Genomic DNA, 16,748 nt, shown 5'->3' with positions numbered 1-16,748 from the left:
GAGGCGGTCACGGCCGGCGGCGACACCCGCGTCCCCGAAGGGAGCGGCGCCGCCAACGCCGTGATGCGGGACACCATGGCGGCGGTACGCAGGACTACGCCGAGGCGGACCAGTGGGTGTCCTACGGCATGGCCATCGCCCTCGGCATCGCCTTCCTCTGCGCCCTGCGCCACCCTGGAGGGCGGCCGGCCCCGGCTGCGGCGCAGAAACCCTCCGTGCTACTGTCCGAGGTCAGTTGTAGTCGTGGTGATCGTCGCTGTCGTGGTGATCGAAAAGCCGCAGGCCGGAAACACACCACTTCGATCCGGCTCGTTCTTGCAATTCCCTGCGTTGCTCCACTGCGGCGGACATTCCTTGATACGTGCCACATCAGGGAAGGTTCCACTTGACCCAGGCTCGTGCGAACAATCGAACGGCCCGTGCCCGCTCCGGCGGTCAGGGTTTCGCCAAGGGAGGTCGCCGGACGACAGCCGCAGCCGACCGCGTGGGCGCGCAGCGGCGCTCCAAGGGCTCCGGCGGCCGGCGCGCCCCGGCGACAGGGGAGTTCGCCCTCCCGGTGACGACCACCCCCGCGCTTCCCGCGGTGGACGCCTTCGCCGAACTCGCCCTGCCCGCGGAGATCCAGGCCACCCTCGGCCAGGAGGGCGTGACGGCGCCGTTCCCCATCCAGGCGGCCACGCTGCCGAACTCCCTGGCCGGCCGTGACGTGCTCGGCCGGGGCCGTACGGGCTCGGGAAAGACCCTCGCCTTCGGGCTGGCGCTGCTGGCCCGCACGGCCGGCCACCGCGCCGAGCCCCGCAGGCCGCTCGCCCTGGTCCTCGTCCCCACCCGTGAACTGGCCGGGCAGGTCACCGACGCGCTGACGCCGTACGCCCGCTCGGTGCGGCTCCGGCTGGCGACCGTGGTCGGCGGCCTGTCGATCGGCAAGCAGGCCGCGGCGCTGCGGGCCGGCGCGGAGGTCGTCGTCGCCACGCCCGGGCGGCTCAAGGACCTGATCGACCGCGGGGACTGCGCACTCGACGAGGTCGGCGTCACCGTCCTCGACGAGGCGGACCAGATGGCCGACATGGGCTTCCTGCCGCAGGTCACCAGGCTGCTCGACCAGGTGCGGGCGGACGGCCAGCGGATGCTCTTCTCCGCGACCCTCGACCGCAACGTCGACCAGCTGGTACGGCGATACCTGAGCGACCCGGTGGTCCACTCCGTCGACCCCTCCGCGGGCGCGGTCACCACGATGGAACACCACGTCCTCCACGTCGACGACACGGACAAGCGCCGGACGACGACCGAGATCGCGGCACGGGACGGCCGGGTGATCATGTTCCTGGACACCAAGCACGCCGTGGACCGGCTCACCAAGCACCTGCTCAGCAGTGGCGTGCGCGCGGCCGCCCTGCACGGCGGCAAGTCCCAGCCCCAGCGCACCCGCACCCTCACCCAGTTCAAGGGCGGACAGGTGACGGTGCTGGTGGCGACGAACGTCGCGGCACGCGGCATCCACGTCGACAACCTCGACCTGGTCGTCAACGTCGACCCGCCCACCGACCCCAAGGACTATCTGCACCGCGGCGGACGCACCGCCCGCGCCGGTGAGTCCGGCAGCGTCGTCACCCTGGTGACCCGCGACCAGCGGCGCGAGTTCAGCCGGCTGATGACCCAGGCCGGCATCACCCCGCGCGTCACCGAGGTGCGCTCGGGCGACGCGGAACTGATCCGCCTCACGGGCGCCCGGACCCCCTCCGGCGTTCCGGTCGTCATCGCGGCGCCGGCCGTGGAGCGCCCCCGCCGTGCCGCCTCCTCCTCATCGCGCGGCCGCCGGGGCGGCCGGGGCGCCCAGGACCGTACGCGGCAGGGCGGCGGCGCCCAGGCCGGCAGGACCGAGGGCCGCGGTAGCGGGGAACGGTCCGCACAGGGCCGCGGGACACCAAGCCGTACCGCACCGGACCTCCCGGAACAGGGCCGCGCCTCCCAGGGGCGGCGGGCCGGCGAGGCACCGCGCCGCAGGCCGCGGACGAAGCGGTCCGGCGACCGCGCGGCCTAGTACGGCACCGCCGGCCCACGACGACATGACGAGAGGGCGACATGACGACATGACGGTACGGCCGTGCGACGGCTTCCTGTCGACATGTCGCCCCGCAGTTCCGCTCCGGCTCCAGCCCGCCGCGGGCCGCCCCGCCCTCCGGGGCCGGCCCGCTCCCTTCTCCCCTTGTGAGGCACCATGCGCTGTGTCATCGCCCGCTACCCGTTCGACCTGACCAAGGCCGGTGTCCTGGAATCGATGAAAGGCGTCACCCCCGAGCCGGTCACGGGTGAGTCCGTCACCATCGGGCGCCGCCGCTACCCCGCCAAGCAGGTGGGGCAGGTCATCACCCGGCAGGACCGGCGCGACTTCACCAGCGGCGAGGTCGTCCGGGCCATGACCCGCCTCGGGTTCACCTGCCACCCCCACCCCGATGCCGCGCCGCCCGCGCCCGCCCTCTCCCCGCTCGAGGCCGCGTCGGAACTGCTGGGCAGCCCGGTGAACCCGGTCGACCCGCAGTCCTGAGCCGCCCGCCCTCCGCCGGCGACCCTTCGGCGACCGCCGAAGGGTCGCCGGGCTAGCGTCCTCCCATGAACGCTTCCCCGTACCCCCGCAGGCCCCACGCGTCACCGGACGCCGACGGTGCGACCGGAGGCCCGGCATGACGCCGCTGGAGATGGCCGGCGTCTTCGCGGCGGGCGTCGGTGCCGGCGCCATGAACGCGGTCGTCGGCTCGGGAACCCTGGTGACCTTCCCGGTGCTCCTCGCCACCGGACTGTCACCCCTCACGGCCACCGTCTCCAACGCCCTCGGCCTGATCCCCGGCTCCATCAGCGGGGCCATCGGCTATCGGCGGGAGCTCGCCGGCCAGGCCCGCCGGGTCCGCAGGCTCGGCATCGGTTCGGCGCTGGGCGGGATCGCGGGGGCCACGCTGCTGCTGGCCCTGCCCGCCGAGGCGTTCGAGACCATCGTCCCGACCCTGGTCGGCCTCGCGCTCGTCCTCGTCGCCCTCCAGCCGCTCATCGGCAGGAAGGTGCGCGACCGGCGCCGGCCGTCGCGCGAGGCCGCCCCGCGCGACGGCGGATGGCCGCTGTTCACCGGCCTGACCCTGGCCAGCGTCTACGGCGGCTACTTCGCCGCGGCGCAGGGCATCATCTACATGTCCCTGATGGGCCTGCTCCTCGACGAGCCCCTGCAGCGGCTCAACGCCGTCAAGAACGTGCTCGTCGCCATCGTCAACACCGTCGCCGCGACCTTCTTCCTCTTCGTCGCCGACTTCGACTGGACGGCCGTCGCGCTCATCGCCGCCGGCTCCGCCCTGGGCGGCCAACTCGGGGCGGCCACGGGCCGCAGGTTCAGCCCCGCCGTGCTGCGGACCCTGATCGTCGTCATCGGCACCGTCGCCCTCGTGCAGCTGCTGCTCCGCTGAGCAGGACGTTCACCCGGGACGGGCGAAAGAGCTTGTCGTGCACCTTGCAATCCAAGGCAGGCTCTGGTTCCTTCTGGTTAGGAAACTTTCCTAACCATCCAGTCCCGGACGGAGCCCCCCATGACACCGGCACGTCTCCCGCTACGCCCCGCCGCGGCCGCCGCGGCGCTCGCCAGTGCCCTCCTCCTCACCCTGACCACCGCCCCGGAAACACCCGCCGCCCCGGCCCCCACGGGCGCGGACGCCACCGCTGCCCGGGCGGACGCCGGGGTCACCGCGCAGATCACGCGCACGACCGCCTGGGACACCGGGTACGGCGCCGACGTGACGATCACCAACGACGGCGACACCCCGGCCGACGGCTGGACCGTCGAGTTCGACCTGCCCGCCGGAACGACGGTCAGCAGCCACTGGTCCGCCACCAGGACCCGGCAGGGACAGCACTACCGCTTCACCCACGTGTCGTACAACGCCACCGTCGCCCCCGGCGGCCGGCAGAGCTTCGGCTTCAACACCACCGGCACCGGACTGCCCCTCAACTGCACGGTCAACGGCGTGCCCTGCGAGGGCGGCGGCACCACACCGACCGACCCGCCCACCGACCCGCCCGGGTCCGGCACCCCCGTGGAGGCCAACGGACGACTCGAGGTCTGCGGCACCAAGCTGTGCAACGAGGACGGCCACCCGATCCAGCTGCGCGGCATGAGCACCCACGGCACCCAGTGGTACTCCCAGTGCCTGACCGACGGATCGCTCGACGCCCTGGCCGAGGACTGGAACGCCGACGTCCTGCGCGTCTCCACCTACGTGCAGGAGGGCGGCTACGAGACCGACCCCGCGCACTTCACCGCCCTGGCCGACTCCCTGATCCGGCAGGCGAGCGAGCGCGGCATGTACGTGATCGTCGACTGGCACATGCTCGACCCCGGCGACCCCATGGCCAACCTCGACAACGCGCGGAAGTTCTTCACCGACATCGCCACCCGCAACAAGGGCCGCGACAACATCCTCTACGAGATCGCCAACGAGCCCAGCGGCGTGAGCTGGCAGCGGATCAAGAGCTACGCGGAACGGATCATCCCGGTCATCCGGAACATCGACCCCGACGCCCCGGTCCTCGTCGGCACCCGCGCCTGGTCCTCGCTCGGCGTCTCCGAGGGCGCCGACGAGTCCGAGGTCGTGAACAACCCGGTCGACGCCTCCAACATCATGTACACCTTCCACTTCTACGCCGACTCGCACCGGGACGCGTACCTGGCGGCCCTCTCCCGCGCCGCCGACCGCATCCCGGTGTTCGTCACCGAGTTCGGCACCCAGAACTACGCCGGTGAGGGAGCCGACGACTTCGCGATGTCCCAGCGCTACCTCGACCTGATGGCGAGCAAGAAGATCAGCTGGGTCAACTGGAACTTCTCCGACGACCACCGCACCGGAGCCGTCTTCGACACCGGCACCTGCGACGACAACGGCCCCTGGGCCGGCACGGCGTCGCTGAAGCCCGCCGGCGTCTGGATCCGCGACCGCATCAGGACCCCGGACGCCTTCCCCGCCGGCTGACCGCCGCCAGGCAACCCGCCCCGCCCGGCCCCCGCGCCGGACGGGGCGGCTCCGCTCGCCGTGTCCGCGGCCGGCCCGGGTCCGCCGTCGCTCCCGGCCGCGCCGCCGGATTACCGCACGTGGCAGGGGGACATACGTGTTCCGTAGGGCACCCGAGAGGCGGGAGACGATGGTGACGGCCGAACAGCCGGGCACACCGGAGGGCGGTAGGGAAGCCGGGGGCACGCCCTCCGGGCCGATCGGCGACGATCTGCTCCAGGGGCTGGAGGTGGATGTCCGGCGCCCGGAGCGCCCCGTGCTCCTCGACGCCGACGGCACCCCGATCGAGACCTGGCGCGAGAACCACCCCTACGACCGCAGGATCCGCCGGGCGGAGTACGACCGCACCAAACGCGTCCTGCAGATCGAGCTGCTGAAGATGCAGCGCTGGGTGAAGGACACCGGCCAGCGGATCGTGGTGGTCTGCGAGGGGCGGGACGCGGCCGGCAAGGGCGGCACCATCCAGCGCTTCATGGAGCGCCTGAACCCCCGTGGCGCCCGCGTCGTCGCCCTGGAGAAACCGACCGAGCGGGAGGCGGGCCAGTGGTACTTCCAGCGCTATGTGGCCCATCTTCCGGCCCGGGGCGAGATCGTCTTCTTCGACCGCTCCTGGTACAACCGCGCCGGGGTCGAGCGGGTCATGGGGTTCTGCACGGACGAGGAGTACCACCAGTTCCTCCAGCAGACCCCGCTGTTCGAGCGGCTGCTCACCGACGACGGCATCATGCTGGTGAAGTTCTGGTTCTCCGTGTCCCGGGCCGAGCAGCGCACCCGGTTCGCGATCCGCCAGGTCGATCCGCTGCGGCGGTGGAAACTGTCCCCGATGGACCTCGCCTCACTGGACCTGTGGGACGACTACACCACGGCCAAGGTCACGATGTTCCGGGCCACGGACACCCCGCAGGCGCCGTGGACCGTGGTGAAGAACAACGACAAGCGCCGGGGACGGCTGGAGGCCATGCGCAGTCTCCTCGACCGCTGCGACTACCCGGCGAAGGACCCCGGGGCACTGGGCAAGCCCGACCCGCTGATCGTGGGTGCCGCGGACACCCTGCTGGAGGCCGGTGAGGAACCCGCGGTCCTCTCACCGACCCCCCTCGCGGGCCCCGGCGACGGGCCGGGCAGCCACCCGCGGAGCTGACCCGGTCACCCCAGGGGCACGGTCACCTCGCCCACGCCCCGTGCCTCGGCCCCGCCGGCGACGCGCACGGTGAACGGCCGGTCGGTCCCCGAGGCTGTGACCCTGAGGACGCCGCCGTCCCGCCGCACCCGGAACGTCGCGGCGACAAGCCCCGCCGGGTCCGGCACGGTGACCTCCGTCGCGTAGCCGGGGTCGGCCGGCGGGTGCGCGAGCAGCACCGGTGCGTCCAGCCAGTCGCCGTCCGGCCGGGAGTCGTCGCCCGCCAGGGCCAGTACGGCGCCCTCACGGACGTACAGGGGAAGGCTGTCGTAGTCGTGCCGTTCCGTGCGCCAGCACGGGCCGGTGACCCGGTCGCCGCTCAGCAGATGGGTCCAGGTGCCCTCCGGCAGATACACCTCCACCTCGCCGTCCGCGCTGAACACCGGCGCGACCAGGAGGTCGGGGCCCAGCATGTACTGCCGGTCCAGGGGGCGGCACGCCGGGTCGTGGGGGAACTCCAGCACCATCGGCCGCATCATCGGCACGCCCGTGCGGTGGGTCTCGGCCGCCGCGCCGTACAGGTACGGCATCAGGCGGTGCTTGAGCAGGGTGAACCGGCGGGCGACGTCGACCGCCCCGTCGCCGAACTCCCACGGCACCCGGTACGACGTGGAGCCGTGCAGCCGGCTGTGCGAGGACAGCAGACCGAACGCCAGCCAGCGTTGGAACACCTCCGGACTCGGCGTGCCCTCGAAGCCGCCGATGTCGTGGCTCCAGAAGCCGAAGCCGCTCAGCGACAGGGACAGACCGCCCCGCAGCGACTCGGCCATCGCCTCGAAGGACGCCCAGCAGTCGCCGCCCCAGTGCACCGGGTACTGCTGGCCGCCGGCGGTCGCGGAGCGGGCGAAGAGCACGGCCTCGCCCTGCCCGCGCTCCTTCTCCAGGAGTTCGAACACCGTGCGGTTGTACAGATGCGTGTAGTAGTTGTGCATGCGCTCCGGGTCGGAGCCGTCGTGCCAGACGACGTCCGTCGGGATGCGCTCGCCGAAGTCGGTCTTGAAGCAGTCCACGCCCTGGTCGAGCAGGGGCCTGAGCTTGGACTGGAACCAGGCCCGCGCGTCCGGACCGGTGAAGTCGACCAGGCCCATGCCGGCCTGCCACAGGTCCCACTGCCACACGTCGCCGTTGGCCCGGCGCACCAGGTGCCCGAGGGCGGCGGCCTCGTCGAACAGGGCGGACTTCTGGGCGATGTACGGGTTGATCCAGGCGCTGACGCGCAGCCCCTTCTCCTTGAGCCGGGCCAGCATGCCGTCCGGGTCGGGGAAGACGTCCGGGTCCCACCGGAAGTCGCACCACTGGTACTCGCGCATCCAGAAGCAGTCGAAGTGGAAGACGGACAGCGGGATGCCCCGCTCGGCCATGCCGTCGACGAACGACGTCACCGTCTCCTCGTCGTACGAGGTGGTGAACGAGGTGCTGAGCCACAGACCGAAGGACCAGGCGGGGGGCAGGGCCGGGCGTCCGGTGAGGGCCGTGTAGCGGCCGAGGACCTCCTTGGGGGTCGGTCCGGCGACGACGTAGTACTCCAGTGACTGGTCCTCGACGCTGAACTGGACCTGGCCGACGGACTCGGAGCCGATCTCGAAGGAGACCGCGCCGGGGTGGTTCACGAAGACGCCGTAACCGCGCGAGGAGAGGTAGAACGGGACGTTCTTGTAGGACTGTTCGCTGCTCGTGCCGCCGTCGGCCTGCCAGACGTCGACGGTCTGGCCGTTCTTGACGAACGGGGTGAAGCGCTCGCCCAGGCCGTAGACCTGCTCGCCGACGCCGAGCGACAGCCGGCTCAGCACATGGTGCGCGCCCCCGCCGGTCGTGGCGTAGGCCGTGCTCTTGGCGCCGGAACGGGTCAGTTCCCGTCCGTCCGCGTCGAGGAAGGTCAGCCCGAAGGGCCCGGCCGCGTCGAGCCGGAGGGTCAGGGGGCCGCTGGTCAGCTCCGTCACCGTGCCGTCCCGGCGCACCGTCCCGGCCCCGTCCTCCTCGCCGGTGAGCACGAAGTCGGGGCCCGGCCGGTGTTTGCCCGCGTGATGGGTGACCCGGACGCCGATGACGCCCTCGGCGGGGGAGAAGCACTCGACCGTGATCAGCGGTGCGTTGAGGGTGTCGCCCCTGTGGTTCACCTTCTTCACGGAGGCGTACGCGGTGAAGCGCTTCGATTCGGAGCGCACGTCACGCACTTCTGTGGCATACGAGATCTGGACGCCGTCGCGGATGCGCCAGAAGCCGTCAGTGAATTTCATGGTCTTCCTCGGAGAGTGAGGGCGGCGGAGGGGCGAGTGTCAGCCTCTGACCAGCAACTATGACAGGCACTGTGGAACCTGTCACGCCTTGGTGCGAGCAGACCGCACGGGTGGGGGGCCGGTGCGGCCGGCTTCCGCCCGGCGGATCGGAGATCGGACCGCACCCATCGCACCCGGTGAAGCGTCGAATCCCGCCTCAACGGGAGTCGATTTCGTCGAAGCGCTTCACCAGCCCTCTGGACGTCCCTGCCGGACATCGTGCGGTGCGGTGCCCCCGCGGGTGCCGGCCGGCGCGAGACTGCCGGCGCGCGCGCCGGGGTCCGCAGGCGGGGCGGTGAGCGGCTTGCGCAGCAGGAGCAGCGCGGCGTCGTCGTGCAGCCGGCCGCCGACGTGCTCCAGGAGTTCCTCGTGCAGCGCGGCGAGCGTGCGGGACGGCTCGTCGCACAGGTGCCGGGCGAGGCCCTCGGCCAGCGGGTAGAAGTCACGGCCGGCGTCGCGGGCCTCGGTGACTCCGTCGGTGTAGAGGAGCAGCTGGTCCCCTTCGGTGAACGGCACCACCTGGAGGCAGGGGGAGTCCCCGGACAGGGAGCGCAGCCCCAGCGGCGGCGCGGGGTGCAGCGGGTCCACCGGCACCACCTCGGCGCCGCGGATCAGCAGCGGGGCCGCGTGTCCGCAGTTGACCATCTCCAGCCGCCCGGGCTCGGGGTACCCGGCGACCACGGCGGTGACGAAGTCGTCGCTGCCGAGGTTGCGGGCCAGGCTCCGTTCGATCCGGGCGACGACGTTCCGGAGGTCCGGTTCGTCGTAGGCCGCCTCGCGGAACACGCCGAGCACGAGAGCGGCGGTCCCGACGGCCGGCAGCCCCTTGCCGCGCACATCGCCGACGATCGTCCGGACCCCGTACGGAGTGTCGACGAGGGCGTACAGGTCGCCGCCGATCCGGGCCTCCGCCGCCGCGGCGCTGTAGCGGACGGCCGTCTGGAACGGGCCGACGGTCGCGGGAACCGGCGCGAGCAGCGCGTGCTGGGCGGTCTCGGCGACCGAGCGGACGGCTGCGAGCACCCGTTCGCGCCGTTCGCGCAGGGCACTGGCGAGCGTGCCGGCCAGGGTGACGGTCACCAGCGCGGCGAGTACGACGACCAGCTGTGCCGCCGCCACGCCGTGCCGGGCACCGATCCCCGCCCCGAGCAGCGAGGCCAGGACCCCGACCCCCAGCACCCCGACCGGCCGGCTGGTCGCTGCCGCCAGCGCCGGCCCGGCGGCCAGCAGCGGCAGCCAGATCTTGCCCGTCCCGCCGAACAGGTCGACGCACACGACGAGGAGGACGATGAGTAACGGCAGGACCGTGGTGCCGGCGGCCCAGTGCACGACCGTCTGCACCCGGGGCGAGCAGATGCGCCCGGTCCTCCGCGGGTACGGCCGTGTCGGCGAATGGTCGCGTCCGTGCCGAGGGGCGTGACTCATGTGTCGTCCGGTGTCCTCACCTTTGTGCGCCGTACGCGCGGCCTGAAATGTCTGTTTATTCAGGAAAAGTGATCGTTGGGAACGTCACAAGGGTGTGCTTTTCAGATAGTGAGCGACAGGCCTCGGCTCACCCGTCCGGCGGTGGGGAGGAGCCGCTTACGGACCTCGTCGAGCCGGGAGAGCCGGTCCTTCGGCATCGACACACCGAGCGAGCCGAGTGTGCGGCCGCTGTAGACCGGCACCGCGACACAGACGGTCCCCAGGGCGTACTCCTCCAGGTCCGTCACGGCCGGGGCCAGGGCGGTGGTCTCGATCTGGCGGATCAGTGCCGGCGCCGTGGTGATCGTCCGGGGGGTGAGGTCGTTGAGGGGGTGCCGGGAGAGGTACTCCCGGCGTGCCTCGTCGTCGAGCTCCCTCAGCACGGACTTGCCCAGCGCGGTGGCGTGCCCGGCGTCCTCGAAACCGACCCAGAGATCCACCCGCGGGGTGCGCGGACCGTCGACGATCTCGGCGACCCGGATCTCGCCGTCCTCGTAGAACGTGAGATAGGCGGCGCTGGAGAGTTCGTCGCGCAGCGCGGCGAGCGCGGGCCGGACCCGGCTGAGCAGCGCCTGCCCGCCGCCCGCCGTGTGCAGGCTCCGCAACCGCTCGCCCAGCACGAACCCGCCGTCGTCCAGCTTGCGCAGGTACCCGTCGTGCACGAGCGTGCGCAGCAGGTGGTACGCCGTGGCCGGCGGCAGCCCCGTCTCCCGTGCCAGCTGCTTCGCCGGCGCGCCGTTCCGGTGCGCGCTCACCGCCTCCAGCAGCCGGAAGGCCCGCTGCACGGAGGAGATGAGCGTCGGCTCCGCACCCATGGGACCAGCCTGCGTCAGCCGCTCGCCGCAGGCAAGGCGCGACGGCCGCGGGCGACGGAGGCGAGCCGTGGGCCCGGCCCGGAGCCGTCCCGGCCGGGCCCACGGCGGGGTACTCAGTCCGGAACGGGCACCCCGTCCTCGGTCACGTACTTCGTGCCGTCGTCGCGCTTGGTGATGGTGAACGAGTCGAGGACCTCACCGACCTCCTTGTCGGTGGTGGACCGGTCGTCCCCCTTGGCGGCGACGACCGCCTCGTAGCGGATCGTGTCCTTCGTGACCTCGATCCCCTGGAACGTGGAGGTGTGTCCCGCGCGGACCACCTGCGTCGCCCCGTTGCGGGTCCACACGTTGTCGTCCTCGGGGGCGAGCTCGTAGTACTTCGGCCCCGAGACGGCGACCGTGTAGACGGGGCCGGTGGTCACACCGGGGGTGGAGCCGGCGTCGGAGTCGACGTGGCCGCGGGCGTACACATGGTCGTGTCCCATCAGCACCAGGTCGATGTCGCCGCGCTGGAACACCGGCAGCCAGGCGTCGCGCACCGGCTTCTCGTCGCGGCCCTCCGCGGCGGAGAACACCGGCTGGTGGAACACCGCCACCGCCCACTTGCCGGGGTTGTCCTCGAGGACGTGGTCCAGCCAGCGGCCCTGCATACCGAGCCAGAGCCGCTGCGGATCGGGGCAGTTCTCGCTGCACGCCGGGAGGTCGTCCGGCGTCATCAGCGAACGGGCGTCGTGCGTACTGGCGTTGAGGGAGATGAACCGCACCCCCTGGTAGTCGGTGTAGTACGCGGTCTCGGTGAGCGCCTTCGCCATGTGCGCCTCGTAGGCGGCACGTTGCCGCTCGGCGGGGGTACCGTCGGCGGCCGGCGCGGCCCTCGGCCCGTTGGCCGGGTACTCGAAGGTCGACTTCCACTTCTTGAGGAAGGTGTCTCCCGCGTACTCGTGGTTGCCGGGCGCGGCGATGACGTTGGTCGTCTGGCTGTAGCCGTCCATCGCCCCGAACCAGTCCCGCCATTCGGCGTCGTTGCCCGAGGTGTTGACGAGATCCCCGGCGTTGACGCTGCCGACGGCGTCGGGATAGCGGTCGTAGGCCTGCTTCACGACCGGCGCCCACTTCGCCGCCAGGTCGTTCTGGGCGTCGCCGAAGTAGAGGAACGTGAAGTCCTCGCCCGCGGGCCGGGCGGTGGTGAACCGGTACACGGGGCTGAACCGGTCGCCCGTGCCGACCCGGTACTCGTACGCGGTGCCGGGGGAGAGGCGGTCGACGACCGCGGAGTGCGTGCGGGTCAGCTCCCCGCCCGCCTCCAGCTCCTCGCCGGTGCGGGCGGTCACGGTCCGCCAGCGCTCGGTGCCGGCCTCACGGATCCGCACCTGGCCGGAGGCCGGCACGGCCGCCGTGCGCCAGGTGACGGCCTGGGAGGTCTCCGGCTCCGCGGTGGGGGTGAGGACGATGCGCGAGGGCTCCAGACCGGGGAACTCGAGATCGGGGTTGTCGGTGAGCGCGACGTCGAACACATGCATGACACCGCGGTCGGTGCCCTGCGGCAGCACGACGGCGGCGACCCGCTTCTTCGGATCCAGCGGCTGGGGACGGGTGGCGAACACCTTGGTCTCCACGGTGTCGGCGCCGCCCGAGGCCCGGTTGCGTCCCTTCGTGGTCACCAGCGGCTCGTTGCCGAACCGGTGGTTCGTCCCCGGCGTCCAGTCGGTCAGCCGCACCGGCACCGACTGGGTGGAGCCGTCGGTGTACTCGACCACCGCGGTGCCCTGCGCGGGCCCGTTGGTGGCGAGGCCGAGGAAGGAGATCCCGGTGGCCGGGGCGCCGTCCATGCGGATGCGCTGGCCGTGCGGAATCCAGTTGTCGGGCTCCCCGGGCTCGGTGTCCGGCCAGGTGAACTCCACACCGGTGTCACCCAGCGGGAGTTTCGCACCCGGCGCCGCTCCGGCCCGCGCCAGCCGCTCCCTGGACAGGGAGTTGTCGCTGAGGTCGAGCGAACCGAGGTCGCCGTGCCCGTCGGGCGTGACGCCGGTGTTGTTCCGCTCGTCCGTGCCGTCGGTGTGCGACGGCGGGACATCGGCGGCCCGGGTGCCCCAGCTGCCGGGCTTCGCCGACATCCGGAAGTCGAGCCGGCCGCCCTTGCGGGTGAAGTCCGCGGGGAGCCAGGAACGGCCGGTGGCACGGCCGTTCACCTTCAACGAGCGGACGTAGGGCGCCTCGCCGGCCCGGGGGGCGTCGAGGACGATCCTGCGCCGGCTGTCGGCGCTGTCCACCACGACCCGGTCGAACATCGGTCCGCTCACCACCAGATCGGCGGTGCCGGGAATCGCGGGGAACAGTCCCATGTTCGCCCACACGTACCAGCTGCTCAGCGAGCCGAGGTCGTCGTTGCCGGGCAGCCCCGAGGGCGAGGTGTCGTACATCTCGTCCACCGCCCGGCGCAGCACGTCCGCCGTACGGTGCGGCTGCCGCAGCCAGTTGTAGACGAACGGCATGGTGAAGCTGGGCTGGTTGCTCAGATACGCGCCCGAGGTGTCGTACACGCCCGCGTCCAGCTCACGGGTGTGATCGTCGAGGGCCTTCGTGGTGGCCTCGACGCCGCCGCGCTTCTCGATCAGCGCGCCGACGTTGTGCGGCACCATCCAGCCGTACTGGTAGCCGGTGGCCTGCTCGAACTGGTTGCCCCGCTCACCGAGGTCGAAGCCCCGGTCGAAGCCCGTCCGCTCGCGGGGCCGTATGTGGCCGGCGGCGTCGTCGAACACGTTCCGCCAGTTCTGCGCCCGGACCATGAACCGGTCGTACGTCTCCTCGTCGCCCAGCCGCCGGGCGAGCTGGGCGATGCCGAAGTCGTCCACGGCGTACTCGAGCGTCTTCGACGTCGCCGAGTCGCCCTTGCGGTTCTCGATGAATCCCACGGTCGCGTACTGGTAGGCGTGCCGCCGCAGCGTGGCGTCGGCCGGCAGGCTCTGGGTCGTCCGCATCGACTCCAGCGCGGCCCGGCGGTCGTAGTCCGTGCTGCCGAACGCGTCGATCGAGGCGACCACCGACTGCAGCGAGTCACCGCTCATCTTCTGCTGCGCCTGGTTGAGATGCGGCCAGTTGGGCCAGGTGCCGGTCTGGCGGACCATGTCGGTGATCGACTGGTTGATGTCGCTGCCGACCTCGGGGAACAGCAGGGCGACCAGCTGGGCGTGACTGCGGTAGGTGTCCCAGCCCGCGTAGGTGACGTAGTGGTGGCGGCCCTTGGCGACCCGGTGGATCTCTCCGTCGTAGCCCCGGTACTCGCCGCTGACGTCGTCGAAGACGTTCGGGTGGAGCAGCGAGTGGTACAACGCCGTGTAGAACTTCACCCGTTCGGCGCGGGTGCCGCCCTCCGCGTCGACGGTGCCGAGCGCGTCCCGCCACACGCGGGCGGCCTGGTCGCGGACCCGGTCGAAGCTCCGGCCGCGGGTCTCGGTCAGGGCGTTGCGTGCCGCGCCCTCGACGCTCACATAGCTCAGGCCGGTCTTCGCGGTGACCTTCGCGCCCCGGTCGAAGACGAGGTAGGCACCCGCACCGTGCTTGGTCCCGCCACCGGAGGCGGCGTCCGAACCGGGCCGTACCCCGGAACCCTCCCAGGTGCCGTGGGCCTTGACGGGACGGTCGAACGTGGTGGAGAAGTACGCCCGGTAGCGTCCGCCCTCGTCGCACACCGAGGCCGTCTCCACCCAGCCGCTGACGGTGTCGCCGTCGACCTTCACCTCGCTGCCGAAGACCCGGTTGTTGGAACCGGCCACGTCGAACAGCAGGGTCGAGGTGCCGCCGGAGGGGAAGTCGAAGCGGCTCACGGCGGTGCGCGTGGTGGCGGTCAGCTCCGTCTCCACGCCGTTGGCGAGGTCCACGGAGTAGTAGCCGGGGTCGGCCTTCTCGCCGGCGTGGTCGAAGCCGACGTAGTAGTCGGTGATCCTCTCGGCCGGGCTGGAGGGCAGGGCGCCCTCGGTGAGCTCGCCGGTGTAGGGCAGCACCGGGAAGTCGAAGCCGCTGAACCGGCCTTCGCAGCCGGTCCCGGAGAGACGGGTCATGCCGAAGCCGCGGATCCGGTCGGCCGTGTACTCGTACCCGCCCTTCTGGTCCCCGTCCGAGGTGCGGTACGTGGTGGGGGAGGACTGCACCATGCCGAACGGCACCGTGGCGCCCGGCCAGGTGTTGCCGTACGCGCTGTTCCCCTTGTTCTGGGACGTGTCCAGGCGCGTGCCGATGAACGGGTCGACGGCGTCGAACGCCGTGATGTCACGGTGCTTCGGGGCGGCCGCGCCGGCCGCGGGCGTCAGCCCGGCGATCAGCGCGCCCAGCACCAGCGCGGTGGTGAGAAGTCTGCGACGGCCCGGCGAGGGCGTCGGTGGGGGCTCGGTGGCGTTCCACATCGTGTCCGTGTTCCTGCTTTCCCAGGTGACAACGTTGTCCATGCAGCGGCCGTCTCGCGGGCCGCGGCCTATAGTTCAGCGCCTCGGGCCCGCCGGCGGAAGACCTGGGGAACGACCGGATGAACATCGCGGGACGTCGCGTGGGTGCCGGGTGGATCCGGAATCACCGACTCCCCACCCGTTGACAGGTCCATACCAAGGCGGGACGCTCCGAGAGCGCTCTCACAACGGTTCCCGGCCACGGTCGAACGGAGAAGGAGCATGCTGCGCACACTCAAACGCCGGTTCACGGCCCTGGGGTTGAGCATGGCCACCGCGCTCGGCGGACCCTTGCTCGCCACCGGAGTGCCGTCCCCCGCCCATGCCGCGGTCCCCGACACCCTCCCCATGACGATCACCAACAACTCGGGCCGCGGCGACCAGGTGTTCCTCTACAACCTCGGCACCCAGCCGTCGACCGGCCGGCAGGGCTGGGCCGACGCGAACGGCACGTTCCACCCCTGGCCCGCCGGAGGCAACCCGCCCACACCCGCACCCGACGCCTCGATCCCCGGCCCGGCGGCCGGGCAGACCAAGACCATCCGCGTCCCGAAGTTCTCCGGCCGCCTCTACTTCTCCTACGGGCAGAAGATGGTCTTCAGGCTGACCACCGGCGGACTGGTGCAGCCCGCCGTGCAGAACCCCACGGACCCCAACCGGAACATCCTGTTCAACTGGTCGGAGTACACACTCGACAACGACGGCCTGTGGCTCAACAGCACCCAGGTCGACATGTTCTCCGCGCCCTACACGGTGGGAGTGCGGCGCGCCGACGGCACCACGGCGACCGCCGGCCGGCTCCGACCGGGCGGCTACAACGGGGTCCTCAACGCCCTGAGAGGACAGCCCGGGGGCTGGGCCGACCTGATCCAGACCCGGCCCGACGGCACCGTACTGCGCGCCCTGTCCCCGCTGTACGGAGTGGAGACCGGCGCCCTGCCGGCCTCCGTCCTGGACGACTACGTCAACCGGGTCTGGCAGAAGTACGCCGGCTCGACCCTGACGGTCACACCCTTCGCCGACCGCCCCGACATCAGGTACTTCGGCCGGGTCTCCGGCGGCGTCATGAACTTCACCAACACCTCGGGCGCCGTCGTCACCGGCTTCCAGAAGCCCGACGCCTCCTCCGTCTTCGGCTGCCACCGCCATCTCGACGCCCCGAACGACCAGGTGCGCGGCCCCATTTCACGCACCCTGTGCGCGGGATTCCACCGCACCACCCTCCTCACCAACCCCCACCAGCCCGACACGAGCGCGGCCGGCTTCTACCGGGAGCCCGTCACCAACCACTACTCCCGGATCATCCACGCGCACATGGCCGACGGAAAGGCCTACGGCTTCGCCTTCGACGACGTCGGCCACCACGAGTCGCTCGTCCACGACGGCGACCCGCGCCAGGCGTCCCTCACACTCGACCCGTTGGACTGACCCTCCCGTGCGGCGGAGGGGGAGGGGGGAGGGGGGGGGGGGGGGGGGGGGGGGGGGGGGGGGGGGGGGGGGGGGTGGGGGGGGGGGGGGGGGGGGGGGGA

Annotated in this window: 10 protein-coding genes; 6 read left to right on the top strand and 4 right to left on the bottom strand. The window is 71.9% G+C overall.

Annotated elements, in window-relative coordinates; all coding sequences use genetic code 11:
* The first annotated feature begins 385 nt into the window (after positions 1-385).
* From ACZ434_RS12170 to ppk2, 5 genes are all read left to right on the top strand, one after another.
* Complete coding sequence (locus tag ACZ434_RS12170) at positions 386-2,041, top strand: DEAD/DEAH box helicase (RefSeq protein ID WP_468454567.1); 1,656 nt, start codon at positions 386-388, stop codon at positions 2,039-2,041.
* Positions 2,042-2,218: 177 nt separating this feature from the next.
* Positions 2,219-2,545, top strand: coding sequence for an SCO5918 family protein (locus ACZ434_RS12165; protein ID WP_468454565.1), 327 nt, complete (start codon positions 2,219-2,221; stop codon positions 2,543-2,545).
* Between the two features lie 136 nt (positions 2,546-2,681).
* A complete protein-coding gene (locus ACZ434_RS12160; protein ID WP_468454563.1) occupies positions 2,682-3,449 on the top strand; it encodes a sulfite exporter TauE/SafE family protein in 768 nt (255 codons plus the stop codon).
* A 120-nt stretch (positions 3,450-3,569) separates the two neighbouring features.
* Positions 3,570-5,006: a cellulase family glycosylhydrolase gene (locus ACZ434_RS12155; protein WP_468454561.1), complete on the top strand. Its 1,437-nt coding sequence runs from the start codon at positions 3,570-3,572 to the stop codon at positions 5,004-5,006.
* 169 nt (positions 5,007-5,175) lie between these two features.
* Entirely contained in the window at positions 5,176-6,186 is a 1,011-nt protein-coding gene (gene ppk2 / locus ACZ434_RS12150; RefSeq protein WP_468455288.1) for a polyphosphate kinase 2, read from the top strand.
* A 5-nt stretch (positions 6,187-6,191) separates the two neighbouring features.
* On the opposite strand, the gene yicI is transcribed toward ppk2, so the two are convergent.
* From yicI to ACZ434_RS12130, 4 genes are all read right to left on the bottom strand, one after another.
* Entirely contained in the window at positions 6,192-8,462 is a 2,271-nt protein-coding gene (yicI, locus tag ACZ434_RS12145) for an alpha-xylosidase (protein WP_468454559.1), read from the bottom strand.
* A gap of 225 nt (positions 8,463-8,687) precedes the next feature.
* Complete coding sequence (locus tag ACZ434_RS12140) at positions 8,688-9,926, bottom strand: PP2C family protein-serine/threonine phosphatase (RefSeq protein ID WP_468454557.1); 1,239 nt, start codon at positions 9,924-9,926, stop codon at positions 8,688-8,690.
* A 101-nt stretch (positions 9,927-10,027) separates the two neighbouring features.
* Positions 10,028-10,780, bottom strand: coding sequence for an IclR family transcriptional regulator (locus tag ACZ434_RS12135; protein WP_468454555.1), 753 nt, complete (start codon positions 10,778-10,780; stop codon positions 10,028-10,030).
* A gap of 113 nt (positions 10,781-10,893) precedes the next feature.
* Complete coding sequence (locus ACZ434_RS12130; RefSeq protein WP_468455286.1) at positions 10,894-15,180, bottom strand: GH92 family glycosyl hydrolase; 4,287 nt, start codon at positions 15,178-15,180, stop codon at positions 10,894-10,896.
* A 261-nt stretch (positions 15,181-15,441) separates the two neighbouring features.
* On the opposite strand from ACZ434_RS12130, the gene ACZ434_RS12125 reads away from it, so the two are divergent.
* On the top strand, positions 15,442-16,647 hold the full coding sequence (locus ACZ434_RS12125) for a glycoside hydrolase family 64 protein (protein ID WP_468454554.1): 1,206 nt from the start codon (positions 15,442-15,444) through the stop codon (positions 16,645-16,647).
* Positions 16,648-16,748: the final 101 nt, after the last annotated feature.

Source organism: Streptomyces sp. NPDC030893 (assembly GCF_055571535.1).
This window is presented reverse-complemented; position numbering and strand designations above follow the sequence as displayed.

Excerpts from the sequence above, each read along its gene's own strand:
- ACZ434_RS12160 (WP_468454563.1), top strand. The coding sequence starts at position 2,682 with ATGACGCCGCTGGAGATGGCCGGCGTCTTCGCGGCGGGCGTCGGTGCC.
- ACZ434_RS12125 (WP_468454554.1), top strand. The coding sequence starts at position 15,442 with ATGCTGCGCACACTCAAACGCCGGTTCACGGCCCTGGGGTTGAGCATG.
- ACZ434_RS12135 (WP_468454555.1), bottom strand. The coding sequence starts at position 10,780 with ATGGGTGCGGAGCCGACGCTCATCTCCTCCGTGCAGCGGGCCTTCCGG.
- ppk2 (WP_468455288.1), top strand. The coding sequence starts at position 5,176 with ATGGTGACGGCCGAACAGCCGGGCACACCGGAGGGCGGTAGGGAAGCC.
- ACZ434_RS12140 (WP_468454557.1), bottom strand. The coding sequence starts at position 9,926 with ATGAGTCACGCCCCTCGGCACGGACGCGACCATTCGCCGACACGGCCG.
- ACZ434_RS12130 (WP_468455286.1), bottom strand. The coding sequence starts at position 15,180 with ATGTGGAACGCCACCGAGCCCCCACCGACGCCCTCGCCGGGCCGTCGC.
- ACZ434_RS12165 (WP_468454565.1), top strand. The coding sequence starts at position 2,219 with ATGCGCTGTGTCATCGCCCGCTACCCGTTCGACCTGACCAAGGCCGGT.
- ACZ434_RS12155 (WP_468454561.1), top strand. The coding sequence starts at position 3,570 with ATGACACCGGCACGTCTCCCGCTACGCCCCGCCGCGGCCGCCGCGGCG.
- yicI (WP_468454559.1), bottom strand. The coding sequence starts at position 8,462 with ATGAAATTCACTGACGGCTTCTGGCGCATCCGCGACGGCGTCCAGATC.